The sequence below is a fragment of the Streptomyces longispororuber genome (assembly GCF_024448165.1).
In the GTDB taxonomy this organism is placed as follows: domain Bacteria; phylum Actinomycetota; class Actinomycetes; order Streptomycetales; family Streptomycetaceae; genus Streptomyces; species Streptomyces longispororuber_A.
In genome coordinates this window covers 1-26,285 of the sequence record NZ_JAMOLN010000149.1, presented here as the reverse complement: position 1 = coordinate 26,285, position 26,285 = coordinate 1, and the positions used below count along the sequence as shown (strand labels likewise).

The 26,285-nt window shown below is 71.7% G+C and carries 24 protein-coding genes and 1 pseudogene; 16 read left to right on the top strand and 9 right to left on the bottom strand.

Annotated elements, in window-relative coordinates:
• Both M4J07_RS33020 and M4J07_RS33015 read left to right on the top strand, forming a co-directional pair.
• The coding region (locus M4J07_RS33020) for an AurF N-oxygenase family protein (protein ID WP_255977888.1) at positions 1-965 on the top strand (965 nt) is incomplete at its 5' end.
• Between the two features lie 51 nt (positions 966-1,016).
• Positions 1,017-2,627, top strand: coding sequence for an FAD-dependent oxidoreductase (locus M4J07_RS33015; RefSeq protein ID WP_255977885.1), 1,611 nt, complete (start codon positions 1,017-1,019; stop codon positions 2,625-2,627).
• Between the two features lie 45 nt (positions 2,628-2,672).
• Here M4J07_RS33015 and M4J07_RS33010 read toward each other — a convergent pair whose 3' ends face one another.
• Positions 2,673-3,362, bottom strand: coding sequence for a TetR/AcrR family transcriptional regulator (locus M4J07_RS33010; protein ID WP_255977883.1), 690 nt, complete (start codon positions 3,360-3,362; stop codon positions 2,673-2,675).
• A gap of 197 nt (positions 3,363-3,559) precedes the next feature.
• Between M4J07_RS33010 and M4J07_RS33005 the strand changes: the two genes are divergently transcribed.
• Positions 3,560-4,057 carry a cupin domain-containing protein gene (locus M4J07_RS33005; RefSeq protein WP_255977881.1) on the top strand — a complete coding sequence of 166 codons (498 nt, stop codon included), beginning with the start codon at positions 3,560-3,562 and terminating at the stop codon, positions 4,055-4,057.
• A 19-nt stretch (positions 4,058-4,076) separates the two neighbouring features.
• On the opposite strand, the gene M4J07_RS33000 is transcribed toward M4J07_RS33005, so the two are convergent.
• From M4J07_RS33000 to M4J07_RS32990, 3 genes are read right to left on the bottom strand one after another with little or no spacing between them, the layout of a single operon-like run.
• Complete coding sequence (locus M4J07_RS33000) at positions 4,077-4,976, bottom strand: carbohydrate ABC transporter permease (protein WP_374215126.1); 900 nt, start codon at positions 4,974-4,976, stop codon at positions 4,077-4,079.
• Positions 4,977-4,999: 23 nt separating this feature from the next.
• On the bottom strand, positions 5,000-5,890 hold the full coding sequence (locus M4J07_RS32995; RefSeq protein WP_255977878.1) for a carbohydrate ABC transporter permease: 891 nt from the start codon (positions 5,888-5,890) through the stop codon (positions 5,000-5,002).
• Positions 5,887-7,296 (bottom strand): extracellular solute-binding protein, encoded by a 1,410-nt coding sequence (locus M4J07_RS32990; RefSeq protein ID WP_255977876.1) that lies wholly within the window; start codon positions 7,294-7,296, stop codon positions 5,887-5,889. The genes M4J07_RS32995 and M4J07_RS32990 overlap by 4 nt, the downstream gene beginning before the upstream one ends.
• A 211-nt stretch (positions 7,297-7,507) precedes the next feature.
• On the opposite strand from M4J07_RS32990, the gene M4J07_RS32985 reads away from it, so the two are divergent.
• Genes M4J07_RS32985 through M4J07_RS32975 form a run of 3 tightly spaced genes read left to right on the top strand, consistent with a single transcriptional unit; the run spans position 7,508 to position 10,476 of the window.
• Complete coding sequence (locus M4J07_RS32985) at positions 7,508-9,070, top strand: glycoside hydrolase family 32 protein (RefSeq protein WP_255977873.1); 1,563 nt, start codon at positions 7,508-7,510, stop codon at positions 9,068-9,070.
• Between the two features lie 38 nt (positions 9,071-9,108).
• The gene (locus M4J07_RS32980) at positions 9,109-9,576 is read left to right on the top strand and encodes an NUDIX hydrolase (RefSeq protein WP_255977871.1); all 468 of its coding nucleotides are present in this window, start codon (positions 9,109-9,111) and stop codon (positions 9,574-9,576) included.
• 45 nt (positions 9,577-9,621) lie between these two features.
• Positions 9,622-10,476, top strand: a complete 855-nt coding sequence (locus tag M4J07_RS32975; protein ID WP_255977868.1) for an alpha/beta fold hydrolase — start codon at positions 9,622-9,624, stop codon at positions 10,474-10,476.
• An 86-nt stretch (positions 10,477-10,562) separates the two neighbouring features.
• Here the strand turns inward: M4J07_RS32975 and M4J07_RS32970 are convergent, their stop codons facing one another.
• The 3 genes from M4J07_RS32970 to M4J07_RS32960 form a co-directional block, all read right to left on the bottom strand.
• On the bottom strand, positions 10,563-11,588 hold the full coding sequence (locus M4J07_RS32970) for a LacI family DNA-binding transcriptional regulator (protein ID WP_255977866.1): 1,026 nt from the start codon (positions 11,586-11,588) through the stop codon (positions 10,563-10,565).
• 126 nt (positions 11,589-11,714) lie between these two features.
• Positions 11,715-12,860, bottom strand: coding sequence for an epoxide hydrolase family protein (locus M4J07_RS32965; protein WP_255977864.1), 1,146 nt, complete (start codon positions 12,858-12,860; stop codon positions 11,715-11,717).
• Between the two features lie 237 nt (positions 12,861-13,097).
• Positions 13,098-15,302: a hypothetical protein gene (locus M4J07_RS32960; protein ID WP_255977862.1), complete on the bottom strand. Its 2,205-nt coding sequence runs from the start codon at positions 15,300-15,302 to the stop codon at positions 13,098-13,100.
• A 387-nt stretch (positions 15,303-15,689) separates the two neighbouring features.
• Between M4J07_RS32960 and M4J07_RS48565 the strand changes: the two are divergent.
• The 4 genes and pseudogenes from M4J07_RS48565 (at position 15,690) to M4J07_RS32940 (ending at position 18,226) form a co-directional block, all read left to right on the top strand.
• Positions 15,690-16,006: pseudogene (locus M4J07_RS48565) on the top strand (hypothetical protein).
• Positions 16,007-16,176: 170 nt separating this feature from the next.
• Positions 16,177-16,458, top strand: a complete 282-nt coding sequence (locus M4J07_RS32950) for an HU family DNA-binding protein (RefSeq protein WP_255977859.1) — start codon at positions 16,177-16,179, stop codon at positions 16,456-16,458.
• Positions 16,459-16,582: 124 nt separating this feature from the next.
• Complete coding sequence (locus M4J07_RS32945) at positions 16,583-17,656, top strand: DNA polymerase III subunit beta family protein (RefSeq protein ID WP_255977857.1); 1,074 nt, start codon at positions 16,583-16,585, stop codon at positions 17,654-17,656.
• 60 nt (positions 17,657-17,716) lie between these two features.
• A complete protein-coding gene (locus M4J07_RS32940) occupies positions 17,717-18,226 on the top strand; it encodes a hypothetical protein (protein WP_255977855.1) in 510 nt (169 codons plus the stop codon).
• A gap of 6 nt (positions 18,227-18,232) precedes the next feature.
• On the opposite strand, the gene M4J07_RS32935 is transcribed toward M4J07_RS32940, so the two are convergent.
• Entirely contained in the window at positions 18,233-19,459 is a 1,227-nt protein-coding gene (locus M4J07_RS32935) for an alpha/beta hydrolase (protein ID WP_255977853.1), read from the bottom strand.
• A 165-nt stretch (positions 19,460-19,624) separates the two neighbouring features.
• Here M4J07_RS32935 and M4J07_RS32930 point away from each other — a divergent pair, with 165 nt between their 5' ends.
• From M4J07_RS32930 to M4J07_RS32910, 5 genes are all read left to right on the top strand, one after another.
• Positions 19,625-21,364: a phosphatidylglycerol lysyltransferase domain-containing protein gene (locus tag M4J07_RS32930; protein WP_255977851.1), complete on the top strand. Its 1,740-nt coding sequence runs from the start codon at positions 19,625-19,627 to the stop codon at positions 21,362-21,364.
• A 151-nt stretch (positions 21,365-21,515) separates the two neighbouring features.
• Positions 21,516-21,656 carry a hypothetical protein gene (locus M4J07_RS32925; RefSeq protein ID WP_374215125.1) on the top strand — a complete coding sequence of 47 codons (141 nt, stop codon included), beginning with the start codon at positions 21,516-21,518 and terminating at the stop codon, positions 21,654-21,656.
• 131 nt (positions 21,657-21,787) lie between these two features.
• Positions 21,788-23,227, top strand: coding sequence for an amidase (locus tag M4J07_RS32920; RefSeq protein ID WP_255977849.1), 1,440 nt, complete (start codon positions 21,788-21,790; stop codon positions 23,225-23,227).
• Positions 23,228-23,270: 43 nt separating this feature from the next.
• Positions 23,271-23,489, top strand: a complete 219-nt coding sequence (locus M4J07_RS32915; RefSeq protein ID WP_255977847.1) for a hypothetical protein — start codon at positions 23,271-23,273, stop codon at positions 23,487-23,489.
• On the top strand, positions 23,486-24,958 hold the full coding sequence (locus M4J07_RS32910; protein ID WP_255977845.1) for a sodium:solute symporter family protein: 1,473 nt from the start codon (positions 23,486-23,488) through the stop codon (positions 24,956-24,958). The genes M4J07_RS32915 and M4J07_RS32910 overlap by 4 nt, the downstream gene beginning before the upstream one ends.
• A 90-nt stretch (positions 24,959-25,048) precedes the next feature.
• Here M4J07_RS32910 and M4J07_RS32905 read toward each other — a convergent pair whose 3' ends face one another.
• Positions 25,049-25,639, bottom strand: a complete 591-nt coding sequence (locus M4J07_RS32905; RefSeq protein ID WP_255977843.1) for a YdeI/OmpD-associated family protein — start codon at positions 25,637-25,639, stop codon at positions 25,049-25,051.
• 93 nt (positions 25,640-25,732) lie between these two features.
• On the opposite strand from M4J07_RS32905, the gene M4J07_RS32900 reads away from it, so the two are divergent.
• Positions 25,733-26,224, top strand: coding sequence for a hypothetical protein (locus M4J07_RS32900; RefSeq protein ID WP_255977841.1), 492 nt, complete (start codon positions 25,733-25,735; stop codon positions 26,222-26,224).
• The last annotated feature ends 61 nt before the right edge of the window (positions 26,225-26,285 follow it).

Here is a 26,285-nt window from a genome sequence, read left to right as displayed (position 1 = left end):
CCGCGCACCTGACCAGGAAGCTCTACGACGAGCGCCTGCGGACCCTGTCCGAGGGCTCCGTGAACGTCAACTTCAACGCGTTCACCGACATCAAGTGGGACGACCCCGAGTTCGCCGTGGACGTGAACGACCCGCGCTGGGTGCTCACGTCGGCGGACGCCCTCGGCGCCCACCCCTGGTACCAGGAGCAGCCGCTGGACACGCAGATCCGGATCGGGATCTGGCGCTGGGCGGTGATCGCCAAGGTCGGGATGCAGTTCGAGAACCTGCTCATGCGCGGAGCACTGGACTACGTCTACCAACTGGGCAACCAGAACCTGGAGTTCAGGTATCTCACCCACGAGATCACCGAAGAGACCCACCACACCCAGATGTTCCAGGAGCTGGTCAACCGTACCGGCGTGGACACCGCCGGCGGCAAGCGCTGGTTCCGTCAGCTCAGCCGCGTCCTGCCGCTCTTCGGCTCGCTCTACCCCGAGGCGTTCTTCACCGGCATCCTGGCCGGCGAAGAGCCCATCGACCACCTGCAGAAGGGCGCGCTGCGCAGCGGCGAGCCGGTGCACCCCCTCCCGCAGCGCATCATGCAGATCCACATCGCCGAAGAGGCCCGGCACATCTCCTTCGCGCACGAGTTCCTGCGCCTGCGCGTCCCGCGGTACGGCAAGACCCGTCGCGGCGCCCTGTCGGTCCTCTTCCCGCTGATCATGCGGATCCTGTGCGACGTCATCATGATCCCCGACCGCAAGTCCGCGGCCGAGGTCGGCATTCCGGCCTGGGTCGTCAAGGATGTCTTCTGGAAGTCCGAGGCCGGCCAGAAGATGCTCCACGACCTCTTCTCCGACGTGCGGATGCTCGCCCAGGACATCGGCCTGATGAACAAGGTGTCCCGCCCGCTGTGGAAGGCCCTGCGCATCGACGGCCGCCCGGCACGCTTCCGCGGCGAGCCCATCCCGCACGCCGACTGAGCGCCCGCGGACCACCGCACCACCTTTTCCCCGAACGGAGACCAGCCCGCCGTGCCGTACGTCGTCACCCGATCCTGCTGCGCCGACGCCTCCTGCGTGCTGGCCTGCCCGGTCAACTGCATCCACCCCGCCCCGGGCGAGCCCGGCTTCGGGACCGCCGACATGCTCTACGTCGATCCGCGCACCTGCGTGGACTGCGGCGCCTGCACGACGGCCTGCCCGGTGGACGCCCTCAAGCCCCACACGGCGCTCAGCGAGGCGGAGTTGCCGTTCCTGGAGCTCAACGCCTCCTACTACAAGGAGAATCCGCACGCCGACCGCGCGCCCATGTACGTCGTGCCCAGGCAACGCACGCTGCCGCCCGGTGAGTTGTCCGTGGCCGTCGTCGGCGCCGGTCCCGCCGGCCTCTTCGCCGCCGACGAACTGCTGCGGCACCCGGGCGTGCGCGTCACCGTCTTCGACCGGCTGCCGACCCCGTACGGCCTCGCGCGGGCCGGCGTCGCACCCGACCACCAGGACACCAAGCAGGTCACCGAACTCTTCCGGGCCATCGAGTCCCAGCCCGGCTTCAGCTACCGCCTCGGCGTCCGGGTCGGCACCGACCTCACCCACCAGGACCTCCTGCGCGCGCACCACGCGGTGATCTACGCGACCGGCGCCGCCACCGACAAGCGCCTCGGCATCGACGGCGAGGAGCTGCCCGGCAGCGTCTCCGCCACGGACTTCGTCGCCTGGTACAACGGCCACCCCGACCGCGCACGCGACGACCACCCCCTCGACACCGAGCGCGCCGTGGTCGTCGGCAACGGCAACGTCGCCCTCGACGTCGCCCGGATCCTCACCGCCGACCCCGACGCCCTGGCCTGCACCGACATCTCCGACCGGGCGCTGGCCGCACTGCGCGCCGGCAAGGTCCGCGAGGTCGTCCTGCTCGGGCGCCGCGGACCCGCCCAGGCCGCGTTCACCGTGCCCGAACTCCTCGCGCTGTCCGCCCTGAAGGACGTGGACGTACGCGTCGAGGGCTGGCCCGACGACCTGGCGCCCGATGCCACCGAGAAGACCCGGCTGCTCGCGGAACTCGCCGCCCGCACCCCCGTCGAGGGCCGCCGCCGCATCGTCCTGCGGTTCCTGGCCAGCCCGGTACGGCTCACGGGCGACGACACCGTACGAGCCCTGGAGATCGCCGCCACCGAACTGCGCACCGACGAGGACGGCACCGTCCGCGCCGTGCCCACCGACGCCACGCAGATCCTGGAGACCGGCCTCGTCCTGCGCTCCATCGGCTACCGCGCCCGCCCCGTCCCCGGTCTGCCCTTCGACGAGGACACCGCGACCGTGCCGCACGAAGGCGGGCGGGTCGAGCCCGGCGTCTACGTCGCCGGCTGGATCAAGCGCGGCCCGACCGGCTTCATCGGCACGAACAAGACCTGCGCCCACGAGACGGTCGAGTCACTCCTGGACGACTTCGCCGCCGGCCGCCTCACGCAGCCCGAACCGGGCGCGGGCCCGGGAACGGACGCCCTGGACCTGGCGGCCTGGCGCGCGATCGACCGTGCGGAACGGGCGGCGGGCGAGGCCCAGGGGCGGCCGCGCGTCAAGCTCACCGACACCGAGTCCCTGCGCCGCGCCGCCGCACGGCCCGCCCCGGCACTGCGCGGCTGACACCGGCGAGAGCCACGACCCGGCGGTCGGCGCCGAGCGCCGGGTTCACGCTCCCTTGAGATCCGCCACCCGCTGCTGGGGCGAGAGCTCCACGCCCAGGTCCCGCAGCGTCGCGTCGAGCACCGCCCAGACCGAGCGGCACAGCATCGCCCGCAATGCGTCCTCGGACTGCTCGCGCTGCGGGTCGCGCACCCACTGGTTCACCGCGGTGTCGACGAACCCCACGATCCCGACCGCAACCGACCGGATCGGCGCCTCCGCCACCCCGAGCGCCTTGAGGACGTCCCCGAACCGCTCGCTGAGCATCAGGGCGATGGCCGTCTTGGTGTCCGCCACCAGCGACCCGTCACCCATCGCGTGCTCCCCGACGCCCATGTAGGCGTACAGGCGCGGATGCTGGGCCACCCAGTCCAGATGGGCGCCCACCACGCGGTGCACGGCTTCCTCGATCGTCCCGTCGAAGGAGAGCGTGGGCTCCATCCGCCGCATGAACGACTGCACCACGCGGCGGCGGATCAACTCGTCCAGCGCGGCGCGGTCCTTGAAGTGCCGGTAGAGCACCGAGCGCGGCAGCCCCACCTCCTCCGCGAGGCGCTGCACCCGGAAGTGCGCGCCCTCCGCCTCGATGAGCGCGACCGCGGCGTCCACCAGCTCGACCTGGCGTTGCGCCTTGTGCTCGGTCCAGCGGGTGGAACGTCCATCGGTCTGGGGCTTGCCGCCGGTTCTGTCCGCCACCCCGTGAGGATATCCGCCCGTTCGAACACCTGCGGACCTTCGGCCGCGGCGTCGGACGATGACCGGCCGGTAGCCGAATTGACCCATGATTCAGGACGGCAAATGCACCTGCCAACAGGTCTTTCTGCTCTATAGAGTTGTGTTCACAAGGCGCCGGGAAAGACCGAAGCCGCAGCTCAGAGGCAGGAAGCACCGTCATGAACGCGCAGACCGCACCCCAGGCCGTCCTCACCCGTGCCGACACCGCCGAGACCACCGCGGACCCCAGCAGCGTGATGACCCTGCTCGCGGACTACGGCACCGGCGGCAGCGACCTCACCAGCTACCGCTCCACCTTCGCCGAGGGCGCGGTCGGTGCTCCCGCGCACTTCCACACCAAGGCGTCCGAGCTGTTCTTCGTCATCGACGGGGCCCTGCGGGTCCTGATCGACGACGAGGTGAAGGTGCTGGAGAAGGGCGACTTCCTGCTGGTCCCGCCGCACACCCCGCACGCCTTCGCCGCGGCCCCGGGCCGTGAGGCGGACGTGCTGTTCGTCTTCAGCCCGGGCATGCCGCGCTTCGACTACCTGCGCCTGCTGGGCCGCGTGATGCGCGGCGAGGCCGGCTTCGAGGAGATCAAGAAGTCGTCGGAGCTGTACGACAACCACTACGTCGACAGCCCCGTCTGGCAGGCCGCGCTGGAGGAGGCCAAGTAGTCCTGCGGGACGGCACCGCTCAGCCCTTCAGGCCCGACGACGTGATCCCTTCCCGCAGCGGCCGCTGCCCGACCACGAACACCGCGACCGCCGGGATCATCGACAGCACGACGCCCGCCAGGACGACGGAGATCGACCCGGTGCCGAGGTTGCCCTGCAGGGAGACCAGGCCCAGCGGCATCGTGAAGTTCTGGTTGCTCGTCTCCAGGATGAGCGGCCGGAAGAACTCGTTCCAGTGGTAGTTGAAGGCCAGCACGCCGACGATCGCCAGGCCGGGCGTGGCCAGCGGCGCGTAGACGGAGCGGAAGACCCGCCACGGGCCCGCGCCGTCGATCATCGCAGCCTCGCCCAGCTCCTTCGGCATCGTCAGGAAGTACTGGCGCATCAGGAATGTGCCGAAGGCCGTCGGCACCGCGGGCACGATCAGCGCCAGGAGCGTGTCGGTCAGGCCCATGCCCTTGAGGATCAGGAACACCGGCACGATGGTGACCTGCACCGGCACCATCATGGTGGCGAGGACCAGGCCGAACAGCGGTCGCTTGAAGCGGAAGTCGAGGCGGGCGAAGGCATAGCCGCCGAGCCCCGCCGTGATCATCTGGCCGATCGCGATCAGACCGGTCACCAGCGCGGAGTTGAGCGCCAGCAGCCACACGTCGAGCTGGTCGAAGACCTGCCGGTAGGCGGCGAGCGTGCCGCCCGTGGGCAGGATCTTCGGCGGCAGGTCGAAGGACTCGGCGGGGGAGCGCAGCGAGGTGGAGACCGTCCACAGCACCGGCCCGATCGTCAGCAGGGCGACGACGAGCAGCCCCGCGACCCGCGCGGTGGTGCCGAGCCGGCGGGCGGTCAGCGCCCCGGCCCGCTCGCGCAGCCGCCCCGACGAGGACGGCGACGACGCGGGGGACGGGGAGGAGTACGACACGGAGGTCATCGTTCGGGGCCCTCTCACTGGTAGTGCACGAAGCGGCGGCTGAGGCGGAACTGGAGCGCCGTGACGGTGAGGATGAGCGCGAACAGCACCACGCCGATCGCCGATGCCTCCCCGAAGCGCAGCTGCTCGAAGGCGGTCTGGTAGAGGACCATCACCGCGGTCCTGGTCGCGTCGCCCGGCCCGCCGTCGGTGAGGACGTACGGCTGCTCGAAGACCTGGAGGGCGTTGATGACGCCGACGACCGAGGCGACGAGCAGGGTGGGGGAGAGCAGCGGGAGCGTGATGCGCAGGTGCTTGCGCAGCCCCGTCGCACCGTCCATCGCGGCGGCTTCGTGGAGTTCGCGGGGGATGTTGGCGAGCCCGCCGACGAAGAGCAGGAACGAGAAGCCGAACTGCTGCCACACGTAGACGAGGACGACCGCCGCCATGGCCCAGCCCTCGGAGGTCAGCCAGGGCACCGGGGACGCGCCGAACTGCCCGAGCACCCAGTTGACGACGCCGAAGTCCTGGTTGAACAGGTACTTCATGACGACCGAGATCGACGCGGCGGACAGCACGAGCGGGAAGAAGAACGCCGAGCGCAGCGCCTGCTGGATCCAGCGCGGCATCCGCCCCTGCAGCGCCAGGGCGAGGACGAGGGCGGTCGCCAGCTGGAGCGTCACGGCGAACACCATGAACAGCAGCGTGTTGCCGAAGGCGGTCAGGATCGACGTGTCCGTCGCCAGCTCGCGGTAGTTGGCGCTTCCCGCCGAGGTCGGCGGGTCGATGACGTCCCAGTGGAAGAAGGACAGGATCACCGAGCCGACGATCGGCACGACCGTGAAGACGGCGACGCCGAGCACCGTCGGCGCGAGGAACAGCCAGGTCAGGGCCCGGTGCCGGGCGGGCGGGGTGGTGGTGCTCATGTGTCACGCTCCATGGCGCGCTCCAGGTCGCGTTGCAGCGCCCGCAGCGCGGGCTTGACGCTGCCGGCGCTGCCGAGCGCGGTCGCGGTGTGCTTGGTCAGGGCCAGGTCGACGGCGGCGACCTGGGGCGGGGCCGGGATGGGGCCGGAGGCCGGGAAGCGGTCGAGGGTGTCGTAGAAGATGTCCCAGTGGGCCGGGCCGGTCGCCGCGTACCGCCGGGCGGTCAGCATCGAGCGGCGGGCCGGCGTCGTCTGGTTCTTCTGGAAGAGCCGGGTCATCACGTCGCGGCGGACCGCGTACTTGACGAACTCCCAGGCCTCGTCCTGCCGCTCGGAGGTGCGCAGCACGGCGTATCCGGCGGCGCCGTACTGGTGGCGCCGGGTGCGCCAGCGCGGGAAGAACTGGGCGTCGTACGCGTCCCGTTCGACGCCCGCCTCGTGCAGTCCGCCGGCCCAGAAGCCGCCCGCAGGGGTGACGCCGACGCGGCCGGTGGAGAACGCGCCGATCAGGTTGGTGCCGCTGCCGCCCTCGGGCCGGGAGCACAGGCCGTCGTGGACGAGCGAGGCCAGGTAGTCGTAGACCTCCTCGACCCGGCCGTCGAGCGCCTGCGGGGCGCCCCAGCGGTAGCCGCCGCCGCGGCCGCGCCGCTGCTTCTCCGGGTAGAAGCGGTTCCAGAGCCAGTCGCCGCCGGGGGCCTTGGACTCGGTGAGGACGTTCGTGCCGTTCGCGAAGAGCCAGGGCACGACGCCGCCCCACAGGCGGTTGGTCCAGAAGAACGGGGTGAAGCCCCGTCCGCCGGTCCGCTTCATGTCGCGCAGCAACGCCGTGAAGTCGTCGCGCGTCCAGTCGGCGGGCGGCAGTTCAGCGTGCGTGCGCCGGAGCACCTTGCCGCTGAGGTACATGTTCGCGGCGTTGAACTCGACGGGCAGCTGGTACAGGGAGCCCTCGTACATCATCGACTCGACGAGCGAGGGATGGACGTCGGCGAAGTACTCGCGCAGCTCGTCGGCATCGCGCCGCACCCAGGCGTCGAGGGCGACACCGAGCCGCTTCGCGAACAGCTGCACTCCCTCGGTCGCGACGTAGACCACGTCGGGGGCGCTGCCCGCCGCGATCTGCGTGAGGATCTTCGAGAAGAAGTCGTTCCAGTCGGTGGCCTGTACGGCGAGCAGCCGGACCCTGATGTCCGGGTGCAGCCGCTGGAAGTCCTCGACGAGGACGCTCTGCTGGCTCGGGTCGATGGCGGAGCCGAGGACGGCGACGGTGAGCATCGAGCCGTCGCGGCCCGGGATGTCGGAGGCGCTGAGCCGGTCCCAACTGGCGGCGGTGGCGCCGAGGCCGGCCGCGGTGAGGGAGTAGCCGCCGGCGCGCAGCACGGTGCGGCGGCTCGGGGCGGTGAGGGTCATCAAGCAAGGCCTAACTCGTGATAGTTGAGGTGGCCCCCGGATGATGGAAGGGCGGGGAGGGCTCCGTCAAGAGGGTCGGACGAGGTTTTTTCGCTTGCGGCATTCCCCTTGCGAGACTTGACCTGTCACGAGTTAGGTTAACGACCTCGGAGCCCGGCCCGGACGACGCCGAGGCGCCGAGACTCCCCTTCCCCCGTCGAGAGGCCGATCCATGACGCCCAGACCTGTCACCCGCCGCGCCGCCCTCCTCGGCGCCTCCGCCCTGGGCGCACTCGCGATCCCCGCCACCGCGTCGGGTGCCCCGGCGAAGCCCCAGCAGGCCCGGGCGCTGGGCACGTACCGGGCGGCCTACCACTTCACGATCCCCGACAACTGGAAGAACGACCCGCAGCGCCCCCTCTGGATCGACGGCGCCTACGCCTACTTCACGCTCTACAACGCCGACTACATCACCGGCGCCGAAGGCACCGCCTGGCGCCTCGCCACCTCCACCGACCTCGTGGCCTACACCGATCGCGGCGTGGCCCTGCCCAAGGACACGACGCCCGCCGGCGACGCCTGGTCGGGCAGCGCCGTCGTCGACGACGACAACACCGCCGGGTTCGGCGCCGGCGCGGTGATCGCCCTGGTCACGATGGAACCGGACGCGGCCACCACCTCCCAGGCGCAGTACCTCTGGTACTCGACCGACGCCGGCCGCACCTTCCGCCCGGGCTCCACCGGGCCGGTGCTGCCCAACCCCGGGGCCAAGGACTTCCGCGACCCCAAGGTCGTCCGGGACACCGAGCGCGACCGCTGGGTGATGGCGCTCGCCGAGCGGAACAAGATCGGCCTCTACACCTCGGACGACCTGACGTCGTGGACGTACCGCAGCGGCTTCGTCCGCGACGGCTACGGCACGCTCGAATGCCCCGACCTGTTCCGCATCGAGGCCGCCGACGGCACCTCGCACTGGGTCCTCGCCGCGAGCGCCAACGGCACGGCCGCCGGCCTGCCCGCCACCTACGCCTACTGGACGGGCACGTTCGACGGGAGCACGTTCACGGCGGACGCCGACGCACCGCAGTGGCTGGACCACGGCCCCGACTGGTACGCGGCCGTCACCTGCGAGAAGCGCACGACGGACGGCGCCGTGGACCCGAAGGCCCGCTACGCGTTCGCGTGGACCAACAACTGGGAGTACCCGCACAACACGCCCACCCTCGTCGCCGACGGCTTCAACGGAACCGACTCGATCACCCGCGAGATCACGCTGCGCCGCGCGGCGGACGGCACCTACTTCCTCGCCTCCCGCCCCACCCCCGCACTCGACGCGTACGCCAAGCGCACGGTGCGCCTGGGCGACGTGCCGGTCGACGGCACCAAGACCCTCGACCACACCGGCACCTCGTACGAGATCCGCGGCGAACTGCGCTGGACGCCGGGCACCACCGACAACGTCGGCTTCCAGCTCCGCAAGGCACCCGGCGGTACCCGCCACGTCGACGTCGGGGTGTACGTGGCGGGCGGCTACGCCTACGTCAACCGCGGCGGCACCCTCTACCCGGGCGGCACCCGCGAGACGCACACCCCGGTCGCGGCGGACACGGGGAAACTGGCGGTGCGCATCCTCGTGGACCGGACGACCGTCGAGGTCTTCCTGGGCGACGGCCGCTACGTCCACACCCACCAGGCGTTCGGGCTGCCCGGTGACGACGGGGTGGCGCTGTACGCGTCCGGGGGAGCCGGCGCCGTCTTCGGGGACCTGGAGATCGTCGAGTACGGGGTGGGGTGAGTCGATCGACGTGTCCGGCACCGCCTAGCGTCGGAAGGGTGGATTCGACGCACCGGCCCGCCGCCCGGGTCATCTGTCTGGACGCCGCCCACCGCCTGCTGCTCCTGCACTGGCGGGATCCGTTCGACGGGACGTGGCTCTGGGAGCCGCCGGGCGGTGGCATCGAGCCCGGCGAGACACCGCTGGTGGCGGCGCGGCGCGAACTCGCCGAGGAAACCGGCCTCAGCCCCGCCGCCGTCCTGGACCGGTGGGTGCCCGTCGACCGTGACGTGCGGTGGAAGGGCAAGCGGTACATCGGGACGGAGCACTTCTTCCTGGCCCGGTTCGCCGACGAACGGCCCCCGCTGGTGCGGACCGGACTGCTCCCCGACGAGGAGGCCACCCTGGACACCCATGCCTGGATCGCGTGGTCGGACCTCAGCTCCCTTGCGGACCCGGTGGAGCCGCCCCATCTGCTGACCGTGCTGCGTTCCCTGGCGCCCCAGGGCCCCTGGGGTGACGTCTGAACGCGGGGGCGATGAGTTTCGGCGCCGGGGCAGGTCTCACCTGGCATGAAGCGAACCGCGCTGACCGTCAGAGCCAATGAGACCGTCCTGGGCATCGAGTCGTTCGGCGACGACGACGCGCCGCTGATCCTGCTCGTGGGCGGGACGACGATGCTGTCGTGGCCGGACGCACTGTGTGAACGCCTCGCCGCGGGCGGGCGCCGCGTGGTGCGCTACGACCTGCGGGACAGCGGTGAGTCGACGACGGCCGACCCGGAGGCGCCCGCCTACACGCTGCGCGACCTCGCCGCCGACGCCGCCGCCCTGGCCGAGGTGCTCGGCGGGGAGCCCGCGCACCTCGCGGGGATCGGCGTCGGCGGGATGGTCGCCCAGGTGGCCGCGCTCGACCATCCGGCCGCGTTCTCGGCGCTCACCCTGGTCGGTACCCGCGCGGTCGCCCCCGGCCCGCCCGACGCCGACCTCCCCGACCACGACCGGGCGACGATGGGCCGGCTGTTCTCGCGCCCGATGCCCGAGTGGAGCGACCGCGAGGCGGTCGCCGACTTCGTCGCCGAGGGTGCGGAGATCCTCGGCGACGACCCGGTCGCCGCGCGCGCGATCGCCGCACGCATCTGGGACCGCACACCCGGCACGGCCCCTCAGGTCCAGATGGCCAACCAACTGGGCATGGTGTTCTCCAGGCTCGACTGCACGCCCCGCTGGCGCGAGCGCCTGCCGGAGATCACGCTCCCCGCCCTCGTCGTCCACGGCGACCGCGACCGCTTCTTCCCCGTCGGCAACGGGGAGGCCATCGCGCGCGAGATCCCGGGGGCCCGGCTCCTCGTCCTCAAGGAGGCCGCCACCGCGCTCCCCGACACGGTGGCCGAGGAGGTGGCGGAGGCGATGCTCGGGGCTCGCTGAGCCACGCGTAGAAGCATGAGCACGCGACCGCGGTACGGGAGGCGGCCCCACCCCGATGGTGAGCCGCAGCGGGGGCGGTCGCGTCGTCAGCGGACCGGTGCCGCCACCGAACTCCGTTCCACCACGGGGCAGTTCAGGCGGCTCACCTCGCCGGATGCGATGGGCTCGCCCGAATCGACAGCGTCGAGGAGCGTGTTCACCGCGGTGGCACCCATGGCGTGATGGGGGAGGGCGACGGTGGTCAGGGCCGGGACCAAGTGGGCGGCCATCTCGTCCTGGTCGTCGTAGCCGACCACCGACAAGTCGCGTGGCACGGACAGGCCGAGGCGGGCCGCGGCGAGCAACACCCCTGTCGCGACCCGGTCGTTGGCGCACACCACGGCCGTCGGCGGGTCGGACTCCAGGACGCGAAGCCCGGCCGCGTACCCCTCGTCGATCTGCCAGCCGACCCGCAGCACCCGTCCCTCGGGCACGGCGAGGCCCTGCTCGCGCAGGCCGTCGGCGAAGCCGTGCGTACGGTCGTCGGCGGCGATGTTGCCCGCCGGGCCGCCGATCAGGGCGATGTCCCGGTGCCCGGCGGCGAGCAGCAGGTCGACGGCGCTCCGGCCGCCCGCCCGCTCGTCCGCGACGACCGCGGCGTACGTACCGGCGTTCCGTGGCAGGCAGTTGGCGAGGACGGTGCGGCCGGGCTCCAGGCCCTCGGGCACGTCCGTGGCGGTGAGCTCCATGGACGCGTGGACGAATCCGTCCACTCTGCGGGCGCGCAGTTCGGCGACGGCCTCCTTCGCGGCCGCACTGTCCCGCCCGGATTCCATGAGCAGGATCTGGTGACCGCGGGCACGCGCCGCCTCCATCGCGCCCAGGATCATCCGGCCCGCGAACGGACTCGTCGCGATCGAGTCGCTGAGCATGCCGATCACCCCGGTCCGCCGGCCGCGCAGCGAACGCGCCACCTCGTCGGGACGGTAGCCGAGCGCGTCGGCCGCCTCCTTGATGCGCTGCTGCGTGCGGGCCGAGAGGTTTCCCTCCGCCCGCCCGCTGAAGACGAACGACACGGCCGCACGCGAGACGCCCGCGCGTTCGGCGACGTCACGGGCGGTGGGGCGCTTCACCGTCGGGGCTCCTTCAGGACAGGACGTCCGATCGGGCACGGTGGCGCGTCCGATCGGACAGGGGCACGGGAGACCAGTGTGCCTTCCTTCTCTTTCCGCATGCGTCCCGGGAGGGGCGGCAGCCGCTCAGCGCGCGAGCAGGCCGACGGTGAACTCCCGCAGGTCGGAGACCAACGCCTCCGGTTGTTCCAGCGCGGCGAAGTGACCGCCGTGATCGACGTCGGTCCAGCGGACGATGGTGTTGGTCCGCTCGGCGAAGTGGCGGATCGACACGTCCTCGGCGAAGGCGATCGTCGCGGTCGGCACCCCGGAGTCGGCGAAGGCTGCCGGGTCGGCGAAGAGCCCCGCGTACTCGGCGTAGACGTTGTCGGCCGCGGAGGTCGCCGTGCGGGTGAGCCAGTAGACCAGGACGTTGCCCAGGTGCCGGTTGCGGTAGTGCCGGTCGGACAGCTTGCCGGGGTCGTGGGTCCATGCGTGGACCTTGTCGACGATCCAGGTCAGCAGCGCGGCAGGGGAGTCCTCAAGGCCGTAGCCGATGGTCTGCGGGCGGGTCGCCTGGATGACGTTGTATCCGTTGCCGTCGGTCATGAACTCGTTGATCGACCCGAGCCGGCGCTGGTCGAGGGGACCGAGCGACGCCAGGGTGGCTTCGTCGACCGGTCCCATCGGGATGAAGCCGATCGTGGCGGCGTTGACGTGGATGCCGAGGACGTGGTCCGGGTCGACGCGTCCGACGTGCGGCGCGAGCACGGCGCCGTGGTCACCGCCCTGAACCAGATACGACGGGTGGCCGAGGTCCGCCATCAGCGTCGCGTACGCGCGGGCCGTGCGGTCGACGCCCCAGCCGGGCTGCGGGGTGCGTCCGGACAGGCCGGTCCCCGGGTGGGACGGGATGACGACGTGATACGCGGGCTGACCGGGCGGCGGCGACGTCAGCGGCCCGATCAGGTCGAGCAGCTCGACCACGGTGCCGGGCCAGCCGTGCAGCACCAACACAGGCGTCGCGTCGTCCCGTTCCGAACGGACGTGCACATGGTGGATCCGCGCCCCGTCGATGGTGGCCAGGGCCTGCGGCAGGGCATTGAGCTCGCCGGCCAGCGCACGCCAGTCGAACGCGATCAGGTCCTCGGCCCACGCCCGCGCCTCGTCGACCGGAACGCCCTTCGACCAGTCCGTCACCCCCGGCAGCTGCTCGGGCCAGCGGGTCTCCGACAGCCGGCGACGCAGGTCCTGGATCTGTGCCGGATCGATGTCCCACGCGAAGTCCTTCATCGCGACGCCCTTCTCGAAGCGCTGTCGACACAGACCCGTGGGACAGCGTGCGCCCGGATGATTCGAGGCTACTTGAGCGGTATGTGTCCAGGCGACTGGTGTCCGGCAGACGTGTCCGGCAGGTGTGCTCGGTGGGCGTGCTCGGTGGGCTCCTGGGAGGTGTCCGTTGGGTGCGCGCGGTAGGCGCCCGCTGGGTCGAGCAGGCGGCGCGGCTGCGCCTTCCGTTCGGCGCGCACCTCAGGTGAGATGCGGCTTGAAGTTCGCCGTCACATCGCTGTCCTCGCCGGGAGGCGGTGTGCACGGTACGGGTGCGAAGCCCGCGCAGTCACCTGACCAACTGCCGAAGGCGACGCCCGATTCCGTTCCCGACGCGGTCAGCCGGAAGTCGTCCGTGGTGGCCTGGAGTTCGCAGACGAGCCCGGTCCGGCCGGTGCATTCCGTGCCGGGCTGATTGCTCTTGACCGTGGCGCCCATGCTCCTTCCGGCGGCGAGCCGGACCGTGACGAGGACGTAGCCGGTGCCGGTGAGGTTCGCCGTCGCGGGTGTGAGGTTGCCCGATGCCAACGTCAGCCGGGCCTCGGCCGGTCCTGTCCGGGTCGGCGCGAACTCCACAGACACGGTGCAGGTCGCCTTGGCCGCCAGGCGGGTCGAGCAGGTGTCGTCCGCGGACGAGAAGCCGGTGTCGTCCGGGATGGTGGGCGGTCCGAGGTCGATGGTCCGGGTGTTGGGGTTGGTGACCGTGAAGTCGAGGACCTGGGCCTCGGCTCCGGGGAAGACGTGTGCGGGCAGGAAGCTCTGTGCCTCCGCCGTGATGACCGGTGGGGAGAGCGGGCCGCCGCCGGGTGAACCGACCCCGCCGGGTGAACCGACTCCGCCTGGTGAGCCGACTCCGCCCGGTGAACCGCCGTCGGGCGAGCTGTCGCCCGGGGAGGGGCTGCTGCCACCGATCGTGCCGCCGTCCAGGGTTCCGGGGGAACTCGTCGACGAGGTGCCGGGGGCCAGGGACGAGGTCGCGCCGTTGTCCGTGCCGCCGGAGCCGCCCACCACCTGGCCGAGCACGGCGCCCACCGCGATGACGGCGACGACGCCCGTGACGGCGCCGATCACCCGGCGCCGGACGGCGGACGGTGCCCGTGGGGGAGCCGGTGGCACCGTCGCGGACGCCACCGGGACGAGCAGGGCCAGGTTGGCCGCGGTGACCGCCGCGCCCGCCGTGTCACCGATCTGCGTGCGCAGGTCCAGCGCCCGGTGCAGCAGGCGGCGTGCGTGCTCCGTACGGTCGTTGAGGAAGTGCTGGACGCCTTGCTGATGGCTGAAGCAGGCCTCGGCCGCGGCGTCTCCGGCTTCCCGTGCGGCGGTGATCCCGTGGGCCAGCGCGGTCTGCCAGGCCTGCCAGTGACCCTGGACGAACAGCACCCGCTCGACGACGGTCACCAGCCGTATGACCCCCTGCCACTCACGTCGTTCCGCCGCGAAGCCGAGGAGGCTCACCGCCGCGTCCAGGGCGCCGCGCGCCTCCGGACCGTCCGGATCGCGGGACCCCAGCCACGCCGCGAGCGAATGCAGTGCGGAGGCGAGGCCGATGGAGCGGTACAGGACGTTCCGGTACGGCTCCGCCTTGCAGACCGGCAGCCCGAACCGGTCCTCGCTCTGCTCGGCCAGGCCGCGCGCGGTGAGGGACTCGAAGGTCTGGGCGAGGTAGGCGACATCGGCCATCTGCGCCAGCACGTGGGCGGGCAGCAGCGCGCCGCCGAGCAGGGTGAGTACGGCCAGGGCGCGGCGGGCCTCGGGTCCGACGGCCGACATGCTCAGCGCGTCCAGGGCGGCGGGGTCGGCCTCGGCACGGCGGGCGAGGTCGTCGAGGGTGCGGCCGTCGATCCGGGCGAGCGCGCCCGCCTGACGCAGGTGCAGCGGCTGTCCGCCGACGGCGTTCACCAGGCGTCGTACGGCGGGCATCTCGGCGTCGGTGATCTGGCGGCCCAGTTCGCGGGACAGCAGGACCAGCGCTGCGGGTTCGGTCAGACCGGGCAGGTCGGACGTGGTGCCGAGCGGGCCGAGCAGCGGGGCGGTGGCACCGATCGCCAGAGTGCAGCCGGGCAGCACGCCGCGCAGATAGGCGAGTTGCTGGGCGCCGTACTGCAGGTCGTCGAGGGCGACGAGCCCGGTCACCTGACTGAGGGCCCGGGCACACTCCTGGGTGGTGAGCCGGACGTTCTCGGGACCCGGGTAGACGTAGAAGCGCCGCATCAGGTCCTGGAGCAGGTCTTCCAGCTCCGTCCCGCCCACGCGTACGTACGTCGCCCACGGTGCTCCGGGGCGGGTGGCGCACGCGTTCAGGAGGAGCGTGGTCCTCCCCGAGCCGCAGACGCCGGTGAACTCCACCGCCGCCCGCCTCTCCAACGCCCGCTCGATGACGTCGAGTTGGCGGTCGCGGTCGACCATGAACGGAGGCTGCGGAGTGGGCGGCCCGTGAGGGAGCCTCATGGGTCCCGCGCGCGGGGTACGAAGGGGCAGGCGCGTCAGACGGGCGCCGTGCCGGTCGGTGAGTGTGACGCCGAGGTTGCCGAAGACAATGCTGTTCATTCCTCCCCCTGGGAATGAACGGGGCGCCCGACTGGCGCCGGTCTGTCCACGATGGGCAGGGCCACGAACGGTGTCAAGCCATGGCGACGGGTCTCCCCTTGGCACGACTCGTCAACGGGGTGAACGACCGCTGGTGCGGCGGCAGTTCAGGGGGCGGCGGGTGATGTTCGCGGCTCTGGATGCCCTAGGTTGTCCTGGGTGAGTGACCGGGGGCGGAGTCACCGATACGTCGGGCCGGTGGGGTTGATGGCCCTGGTGCGAACGGGTGGCGGGTACGTCATCAGCACCGCCGCGGACTTCGTCCGCTGGATCGCCGAGCGTTCCGCGTCCGTGAGGTCACCAACCAGTCCACCGGGTACTGCCCGGACGTCGCGTCCTGGGCCGTGGTCGCCGGCACTCTGGACGGCATCGGGCTCGCGCGGCCCGACCGCTTCACGTACGAAGTGGTGTTCCGGCGGTGCCCTGGCTGTCAGGAGCACAACATCGTTCGCGAGGGCGACTTCGTCTGTGTCTTCTGCGGCAGTGACCTGCCCGCGACGTGGAACGTGGATCCCGAGGAGTGAAGTCGGAAGGCGGAGAGGTGGCCGGTTCGGACCCGCCATATCAGGACCTTCTTCCGCAGATCCCGCGTGGGTGCCCGTCCGTTGTCAGTGGTGGGTGGCAGCATGGGGAGCTGATCTGGTCCCGCTGCGTTGAGGAGCGGGATGTGGCAAGTGCGATTCGGAGTACGAAGATGACCCGCAGTGAATTGGTGGCCGCGTTGGCCGAGCGTGCCGATGTGTCCCGCAAGGACGCCGACGCCGTGCTGGCGGCTTTCGCCGAGACCGTCGGTGATGTTGTGGCCAAGGGTGACGAGAAGGTCACCATCCCCGGTTTCCTGACCTTCGAGCGCAGCCACCGTGCCGCGCGTGAGGGTCGCAACCCGGCCACGGGCGAGGCGATGACCATCCCCGCCGGTTTCGGCGTGAAGGTCGCCGCGGGCTCCAAGCTCAAGGAAGCCGCCAAGGGCAAGTAGCACCCAGTAGGTGTGAAGTGTGAGGGGCGGTCACCCGGACATCGGGTGACCGCCCCTCATGCGTGCCACGGACGGCGCATGCCGATGTTGACCTTCGAGTTGGTTGAAGCCCAATGATGGCGGTGTGCCGAGTTCTGAACTGATGCCCATCGGAGTCTTCGCCCGGCGCACTGGTCTGACGTCCAGTGCGCTGCGGTTCTACGCCGACTCCGGACTGCTGTCCCCGGCCGAGGTCGACCCGGTCTCGGGCTACCGCTACTACGGCGCCGACCAGGTGGCGCGGGCGACCGCGCTGCGTCGGCTCCGCGAGATCGCCATGCCGCTGGCCGAGGTCGAGACGGTCCTCGACGCAGGGGCGGACGAGGCGGCGCGGCTGCTCGACGAGCACGTCGCCAGGATCGTGGGGGACGCGGCGACCGCCCGCCAGAAGGCCGCCGTCGTCAAGGCAGCGCTCGGCGGCGACGTACCCGGACTGCTGATCGCCACGCTGAAGGGACCCGTACTGGCGGATGCGGTCGACCAGGTCCTGACCGCGACCGCGCAGGAGCCCGGGATGCCGGTGCTCGCCGGCCTGCACATCGAGGTGAGCCGCGAGGCGATCGCCCTGACGGCGACCGACCGGTACCGGCTCTCCACACGGACCCTGGTGCCGGCGCCGCCCGCCGAGCAGACGTGGGTCGGCACGGTCGACGGCGACGACCTGCGGGCCGCGGTCGCCGCGGTCCGGCGCAGTCCGCTGGTCCGCGTCGAAGCGGTGCCGTACGGGATCCGGCTGCGCATGCCCGAGCGGGAGGACCGGTACTGCCGACTGCTGACCGAGGACTTCCCCGATCACCGGTCGATGCTCGCGTCCCTGGGGGAGGCCGGCACGCGTGCGACGGTCCCGAAGGAACTGCTGCTGCGCGCCCTGGAAGAACTTCCCGGCGAACACGTCGAGTTGCATGTCTCCGATCGCGGCGTGGATGTCCGGTCCCCGGACGGTGAGCAGCCCGGCGTTCCGCTTCCCGCCGACGTGACGGGCGAGGCCCTCCGGATCCGGTTCGAGACGACCACGCTCTATCCCGCCGTGAGCACGGCCATCGGTCCCGACGTCATGTTCGACCTGAGGGGACACGACCAGCCGGTCACGATCCGCTCCGCCGACCGCGGCGATCTCACCACGCTGGCCATGCCCGTCAAGCCCGACCACTCACTCTGACGACCCCGCCGACCCCGACGGCCTCACTGACCCCGACGGCATCGACGCAAGGAGTTCCGCATGCCCACCGCACCCCCCACCTCCGACCCGACCATGGAAGCCATCGGCCGAGCCGTCGTCGAAGGCCGGACGGGCGACACGCTCTCCGCCCGCCAGCAGCTCCTCGACCTGTGGGCGGCCATCGGCGTCACCGGCGACCCGCTGCACCGTTGCTCACTCGCCCACTACCTCGCGGATCTCTACGAAGATCCCGCCCAGGCCCTCGCCTGGGACGTGCGGGCCCTGGACGCCGCCGACGCAGTGACCGACCAGCGCGTCCAGGAGCACCACGCCGGAGTCCACGTCGCCGGGTTCTATCCCTCGCTCCACCTCAACCTCGCCGACAACTACCGCCGGCTCGGGTCCTTCGACGCGGCCACCGAGCACATCAACGCGGCCAGGGAGCACGCCCCCAGCCTCCCTGACGACGCCTACGGCGCCTTCCTGCGCACCGTCCTCGACGAGGTGGCCGAGGCCATCTCACGGCGGGACGTCACCAAGCGGTCCTCCGCGCCCGGTCCCACCGCCTGACAGGGCCTACCGGCGGCCGACCGCGGAGCGCGAGGCAGCCTGTGCGGTGCGGTGGCGTTTGGGGGTCGGAGTCGTGTCCTGCGGGAACGTCAGCTGCCGGCCCATCCACTCCATCGCGGGGCCGATCTCGCGCAACCACGTCGTGAAGTGGTGGCTGCCGCGCGGCAGGAGGATCCGCGCCGACGTCATCGGAGGCCGCACGGCCTTGAGGAACCGCATCGTCGGACCGTAGTCGCGCTCGCCCTGGCGACTGCTGGCCACCAGGACCGACACCTGCGGGGCGGGCAGGTGCTTCAGCCGCCAGACGAGGTCGTGTCCCTCCTGGCGGCGCCGCGCCTGCGGCCCGCCGCCGAACAGGCTGCCCGTCGTCAGGTCGTCGCTGACCCTGTAGTCGGCGGACAGGGCCGCGGCCGACGTGTACACCTTCGGGTCGCGCAGGGCGAGTTGGAGCGCGCAGGAGCCGCCCGACGAGTAGCCGAGGACGCCCCACGCGCTGGGGTCGTGACCGATCCGGTACGCGGATTTGAGGGCGTCGGGAAGGTCCTTCGTGAAGAACGTCTCCGCCTTCGGGCCACCCGGCACGTCCACGCACTCCGTGTCGCGCGGCGGCGCGATCGTCGGGCGCACCATCACGACCACCGTCGGCTGGAGCCGGCCCGTGCGCTCCAGCCGGTCGGCGGTCTGCGGGACATGGAGAAACTGGGCGAGGTTCATGATGCCGCCCGGATAGCCGCTGACCGCCACGATCACCGGGAACCGCTGCCGGTGGTACTGGCGCTGGAAGTACTGGGGCGGCAGGTACACGAAGGCGGGGTTGATGGCGCGGGTGCGCCGTCCGATGATCCGGACCGACTCCACCCGGCCCACCTTCACGGCGGGCCCCACGGGCAGACCCCTGACCCGGTCCAGGCCCTGGGGCCCGGCGGGCTGGACGAGGCCGCTGCGCGCCGCGTACACGCCGGGCCCGGTGCCCGGGGCGGTGATCCGCGCGGGAGCCGTGGACACGTGGCCGAGCAACTCGTCCCAGGTGCCGTAGAACTCGAAGCTCGCGTTGACCGCGACCGCACACGCCGTCAGGACGGCCACCTGGGTGGCCGCGATGACCCCCAGTCTGCCGAGCACGGCCACCGGGCCGCGCCGGGCCAGTCGTGGCCACACCCACACGGTGAGTCCTACGCACACCAGCGCGACCAGCACCGCCGCGTACTCGAGCGCCCGACTCGTCAGGCCCATGTTCGCTCCACATCTCGACGGGGACCAGGACACTGCCGTCACGTGGCAGCTTCCACCGGGAAAGAGGTCCGGGCCGGGACGGGAGTTTGCTCCGGCGCGCGTTCTTACCGTCCTCCTCACCTGCCCTTACCTCAGCGATGGCCGGCTCTCCTACGCTCAGCGGCCGTGAAGCCTCGCCCTGCCACCGTCGCCGGTCACACGTGCCTGTTCATCGGGCTCGTCGACATCGCGACGGCCGTCTCCCCGCACGTGCGCGCCAGCCGCATCGAGCGCATCGCGCCCTACGTCCCCGGCCTCGCCGACGACGTGGCGCGTGCCACCGCGCTCGTCGTCGGCGTCCTCCTGGTCCTCCTCGCGCGCGGGCTGCGGCGCCGCAAACGGCGTGCCTGGGAGGCGGCCGTCGGACTGCTCGCGGTGAGCGCCGTGGTGCAGGGCGTGGGCCACCACGCGTTCGTCGCCGCCGCCGTCGCGGTGCTGCTGTGCGTCGGACTCGTGCTGCTGCGGGGCGAGTTCCACGCCTTGAGCGACCCGCGCGGCAGAACCCGCGCCCTGGGGAACCTGCTGCTTCTCGGCGCGATCAGTGTCGGCCTCGGGCTGCTGATCGTCGGGGTGCGCGCCGACCATGAGGCGGGACACGGCATCACCTTCGCCGACCGGTTCCGGCAGGTCGCCTACGGACTGGTGGGCATGGCCGGCCCGCTGACGTACGACAGCGACCGGGTCGGTGACGTCGTGCAGGTGTCGCTCCTCGCCCTCGGTCTGCTCACGGCGTCCACCACCGTCTACCTCGCGCTGCGCCCGGTCCGGGTCGTCCCGACGGGTGGCGACGCGCGGCTGCGCACCCTGCTCGGTCAGGAGGGACGGCGTGACTCACTCGGCTACTTCGCGCTCCGCCGGGACAAGACCGTCCTGTTTTCCGCCACCGGGAAGGCGGCCATCGCCTATCGCGTCGTCTCCGGCGTCGCCCTGGCCGGCGGCGATCCCATCGGGGATCCGGAGGCCTGGCCGGGCGCCATCAAGGAGTTCCTCGATCAGTGCGCCCGGTACGCGTGGACACCGGCCGTCATGGGCTGCAGCGAGCGCGGCGGGCAGGTGTGGGTCCGTGAAGGCGGCCTGAGAGCCATGGAGTTGGGCGACGAGGCGATCGTCGACTGCACCGAGTTCAGCCTCCAGGGGAGGGCCATGCGCAACGTCCGGCAGATGGTCAACCGCATCGAACGCAGCGGCTGCTCATGCCGGGTCCGGCGCGTACGCGACCTGACCGACGAGGAGAAGAAGCACCTGCGCGAAGCCGCCGCGGCCTGGCGGGGGAGTGCCACCGAACGCGGATTCTCCATGGCGCTCGGCCGGTTCGGCGACCCGGCCGACGGCGACTGCGTCGTCGTCACCGCCCACCAGCCGGACGCCGACGGAACGCAGCGCGTCCGCGCGCTGCTGCACTTCGTGCCCTGGGGCGAGGACGGCCTCTCCCTGGACCTGATGCGCCGCGACCGCACCGCCGAACCGGGACTGAACGAGCTCCTCATCGTCGCCGCGCTGCGCGCCGCCCCCGGCCTCGGTATCGCCCGCGTCTCCCTCAACTTCGCCGTGTTCCGGGCCGCGTTGGCGCGCGGCGAGCGGCTCGGCGCTGGTCCCGTGCTGCGGTGGTGGCGGGCCCTGCTCGTGTTCCTGTCGCGCTGGTTCCAGATCGAGTCGCTGTACCGCTTCAACGCCAAGTTCCGCCCGCAGTGGCAGCCCCGCTTCGTCGTCTACCCGACGGCCCGCGACCTGCCGCGCATCGTCTGGGCGTGTCTGCAGGCCGAGGCGTTCGTGGTGCTGCCGCAGCCGGCGGAGCTGCTGCGGCAGTGGGTGCGGGGCAGGGCCACGAAGGCGCCCGGGAAGACGGCGGTGACCACGGCCTCGTAGGGATCAGGGCAGCCGGCCGACTCCGGTGGGCATGCCCCTGGTCATGCGGGCAGCGGGCGGTGGTCGACGACGTTCTTCATGACGAGGGTGGAGTTGAGCCGCCGGTCGTCGTGGCGGCCCCTGAGGAGACCGTCACCTCGTCGCCTGCGCCGTGGTCTACGTCGGCGTCGGCGTGCTGGCCCGCACCGTCCTGAGGGCCAGGCCCGCTGCGGCCCGCGCGGTCACCCGGGTCTCCGGCGTCATGATGATCGGCATCGGCGGCCTGCTGCTCGCGGAACGTCTGGCCCCCTGACGTCTGACGATAATGGACATCTAACTTCTATCATCTGTCTGAAAAGTTCAGCACGCGCGAACTGTTGACTGAAGTGGTCAAGGTCACTCAGTGTGGTGCCGCACACCACCGCTCACCGCACGAGGACTGCCATGCCCGTACGCCCTGCTGCCTCCGGTTCCGAAGACCTCTGTTTCCTCGACGCCGTCGAGCTCGCCGATCTGATCCGCCGCCGGGAACTCTCCGCCCGGGAGGTCGTCGCCGCCCACCTCGACCGCATCGACCGCGTCAACCCCGCCATCAACGCGATCGTCACCCTGGACCCGGAGGGTGCGCTCGCGGCGGCGGGCCGGGCCGACGAACGCGCCGCTTCCGGCGCCGAGTTGGGGCCGCTGCACGGACTGCCCATCGCCTTCAAGGACACCCACCTCACCCGCGGCATGCGCACCACCCACGGCTCCCCGCTCTTCGCCGACCACGTCCCCGACGAAGACGAACTCCTCGTCCAGCGCATCGAGTCGGCGGGCGCCATCCGCATCGGCAAGACGAACGTCCCCGAATTCGCGGCCGGTTCGCACACCTTCAACCCCGTCTTCGGCGCGACCCGCAACCCGTACGACCCGACCCGCTCGGCCGGCGGCAGCAGCGGTGGCGCCGCCGCCGCGCTCGCCGCCCGGCTCCAACCGCTCGCCGACGGCAGCGACATGGGCGGCTCGCTGCGCAACCCGGCGTCCTTCTGCAACGTCGTCGGCCTGCGCCCCACGCCCGGCCGGGTCCCCTCGCTGCCCTCCGGCGACCTGTGGGAGACCCTCGCCGTCGCCGGCCCCATGGGCCGCACCGTCGCCGACACCGCCCTCCTGCTGTCGGTCATGGCGGGTCCCGACCCCCGTTTCCCGCTCTCCCTGGAGGCGCCCGGCTCCGCCTTCCGCGCGCCACTGGAGCGCGACCTCACCGGCCTGCGCGTCGCCTACGCCCCCGATCTCGGCGGCCGCGTCCCCGTCGACCCGGAGGTCCGCGCGGTCGTCGAGCAACAGGTCGCCGTCTTCGAGGAGTTGGGCTGCACCGTCGTCGAGGACTGCCCCGACCTGGACGGCGCCGATGACGTCTTCCGCACCCTGCGCGCCCACACCTTCCAGCAGGGGTTCGGGGCCTTCCTGGACTCCGCCCGCGACTCGCTCAAGCCCAGCCTCGTGTGGAACATCGAGGAGGGTCTGAAGCTCACCGGCGCCGACGTGGCCCGCGCCCGCGCCGAGCACACCCGCCTGCACCTCGCCGCCGTCCCCTTCTTCGAGCGCTACGACGTACTGATCGCCCCGGTCAGCCAAGTGGCCCCGTTCGACGTCGAGCTGGAGTACCCCACCGTCGTCGACGGGCAGTCGCAGCACACCTACCTCGACTGGATGCGCTCCGCGTACCTCCTCACCGTCCTGGGCGCACCCGCCCTCTCCGTCCCCGCCGGCCGCACCCCGGCCGGACTCCCCGTCGGCCTGCAGATCGTGGGCCCGCCGCGCGCCGACCGTGCCGTCCTCGAGATCGGTGCCGCCTTCGAGGCCGCCACCGGGCAGGGCAAGCGCGTCCCCGACCTTCCGTAGCGCGCCCCCTCTGCGCGCTCGACTCCCCTCAGCTGGAGCCCTCATGAGATCACCGCATGCGCTCTGGGCCGCCGTGCCCGTGCTGGCCTTCCTCAGCACACCGTTCCTGCCGTTCGTCAACGGACCGCACCTGTGGTTCGGCCTCCCGTCCGTCCTGTGCTGGTGCCTGATCTGGACCGTGGGCACCACGGCGGCACTCGCGCTCGTCGACCGCGGCACGCGGTCCATCGTCGGCTACGAGGACGAGGAGGCCGCCGCGTGAACAGCACCATGGTCATCACGATCGCGGGCATCGTCGCCATCGCGGCGGTCGGGGTCAGCGGCCGCCGGGCACCCAGCAAGGAACTGGGGGAGTGGACCGTTGGCAAGCGCGGGTTCTCCACCTTCACCACGTGGTTCCTGCAGGCCGGCGAGGCGTTCACCACCTTCAGCTTCCTCGGGCTCGCGGGCATCGCCTTCGGCGGCGGCGTCGCCGCGTCCTTCGCGGTCTGCTACCTCGCCATCAACTTCGTCCTCCAGTACTTCACCGGCCCCCGCATGCGCCAACTCGGCCAGCAGGGCGGCTACTTGACCCAGGCGGACTTCTTCGTCGACCGCTACCGCAGCCCCCTGCTCGGCAAGGTGGTCGCCGTCGTCGGCGCCGTGTTCCTGCTGCCCTACCTCCAGCTGCAGATCACCGGGCTCGGCATGATCGTGCAGCTCGCCACCGGCAGCCGCACCGGCGGAAACCTGAGCATGGTCCTCGCCACCGCCCTCACCGTCGCCTTCGTCCTGTGGTCGGGCATCCGCGGCATCGCACGGGTCGCGTACCTCAAGGACGCGCTGATGATCATCGGACTCGTGGTGCTGCTCGCCGGAGTCGCCCTGACCGTCCACGGCGGCATCGGCGGCCTGTTCGAGACGATCCGCGACCACCACCCGCAACTGCTCACCCTCGACCAGGACGGCTACGACAGCACGTTCTTCGTCACCGCCGTCATCATCTCCGGCATCGGCGGCGGCCTCGGCACCATGGCCCACCTGTGGCCGCCGGTGCTGGCCGCCCGCAGCGGACGCGTCCTGCGCTCCAACGCGATCTGGCTGCCCCTCTACCAAGTCGCCCTCGGCATCCCGATCGTCATCGGCTTCGCCGGGGTCCTGCTCGCCGGGAAGGGCACCGAACCCAACAGCGTCGCCCTCACCCTCGCGGGACAGACCCTGCCGGGCTGGCTCGTCGGCCTGGTGGCGGTCGCCGCGGCCTCCGCCGCGATGGTGCCGTCCGCGGCCATCGTCGTCGGCATCTCCAGCCTGCTCTCGCGCAATCTGCTGAGCGTCCGCAACGAGCGCAGCCAACTGCGCGTCAACCACGCCTGCGTGATCGCCGCGGCGGGCCTCGCCCTCGCCCTCGGCCTGGCCCGCCCCGGGCTCCTGTCCGATCTGCTGCTGCTCACGTACGGCGGTCTGACCCAGCTCGCCCCCGCGATCGTCATGGGCCTGGCGAAGCAGGTGCGGCTACGGGCCGTGCCCGCGCTCATCGGCATCCTGTCCGGCGTCGCGGTGCTCGCCTGGCTGACGTTCGGCGGCGTCGACGTCGGAACCGTGGACACGGGCCTGATCGCCCTGGCCGTGAACATCGTCGTCACGACGGTCGCCCAGCTGATCGCCCGCTCCAGGCCGACGGCGGAGCCGCAGCAGCCCGTCGACTCGCCGACGAACGCGTCCGGTTCACCGGTCTCGGCCGGCCACGCATAGGTCGTGCGAACGGTGCGGTCACACGGTCCCGGAGCGTGCGAGGGACACCGGCCGCACCGTCTTCGTACGTGCTGAAGGTGGGTGACGGTGTCAGGAGCTCCGGTCGCCCGGAGGGAGCTCGCGCCCCAGGACGCCCATGGCCTTGTCGAGCCGCGACTTCCTCGCAGTCGGCGTGAGCGCCTGGAGCAGCGGCAGGATCAGCTGGTAGCGGGCGGTCCGGTCGAGCGCCTCGAACGCCTTCCCGGCTTCGGGGTCCGCGTCGAGCGCGGCCGCGAGGTCGGGTGGGACCGCCGCCGCACTCTGGGACTCGTAGGCCGCGGCCCATCGTCCGTCCTCCTGGGCCCGGCGCACCTCGGCCAGTCCAGGTTCGCGCATCCGTCTGGCGGCCGTCAGGACCGCCACCTTGTCCACGTTCACCTGCGACCACAGGCTCTTGGGGCGACGCGGCACGTACTTCTGCAGGTAGTACTGCTCGTCGAGCGACCGCCGTTGCCCGGAGATCCAGCCGTAGCACAGTCCGATGTCGACCAGTTCGTCGTCGGTGACCGTGAGAATGCCGGACTTCTTCTTGGCCACCTTGACCCACACGCCCTCGTGGCGCGTGCAGTTCCCGGCCAGCCAGCTCTCGAACGCCGCGGCGTCCTCGAAAGCGATGATCTCCACCCCCGCGATCTCCTCCATGGCCACAGGCTAACGCCCGCACGTCCGGAACCGGTGCTGCCCTGATCCGGCGTCACCGACCAACGCCGACCCCGAGGTTGAGAGACTCCCGGCATGGGATCCTGGGGAACCTTGGGGCCGGCGCTGCTGTCGCTGGCAGGTGTGGCGCTCGGTGCGGGCGGGTCGTTGTTCGGGCAGTACCTCGTGTCGCGGGCGAGCACCCGGCAGATCGACGTACAGGAGTCGGCCGCGCATCGGGCGGAGCTCAAGGGCGCGGTCCTGAAGTTCCTGGGCCTCGCGTCGCGGGTGGAGAAGTCGGCGGCTCTCGCGCGGTCTGGGTCCGGTGGAGTCACGGCCGGTGTCGGGGCCGAGCAGCTCGTCGACGATCTGTGGCTGGCGCAGGCGGAGATCGATCTGGCTGCCAGGAGCGAGGCCCTGCGCGGCGCCGCCTATCGTTACGCGGCTCGTCTCGCGGAGGCGGCCGGAGGCGGAACGCCCGACGCGACCGTGCTGCGCGGGCTGCAGGCGGCGTTCTTCGACGCGGCGTACGACGACATGTGGCCCGGGCACCGGAGGGTGGCCGGGGATTCCGTGCCGCCGCGGTGAGTCGACGGTCCCGGTCAGGGCCGAGCGCCGCCCCCGACGAGCGCCGTCGGGCGTGACCGCG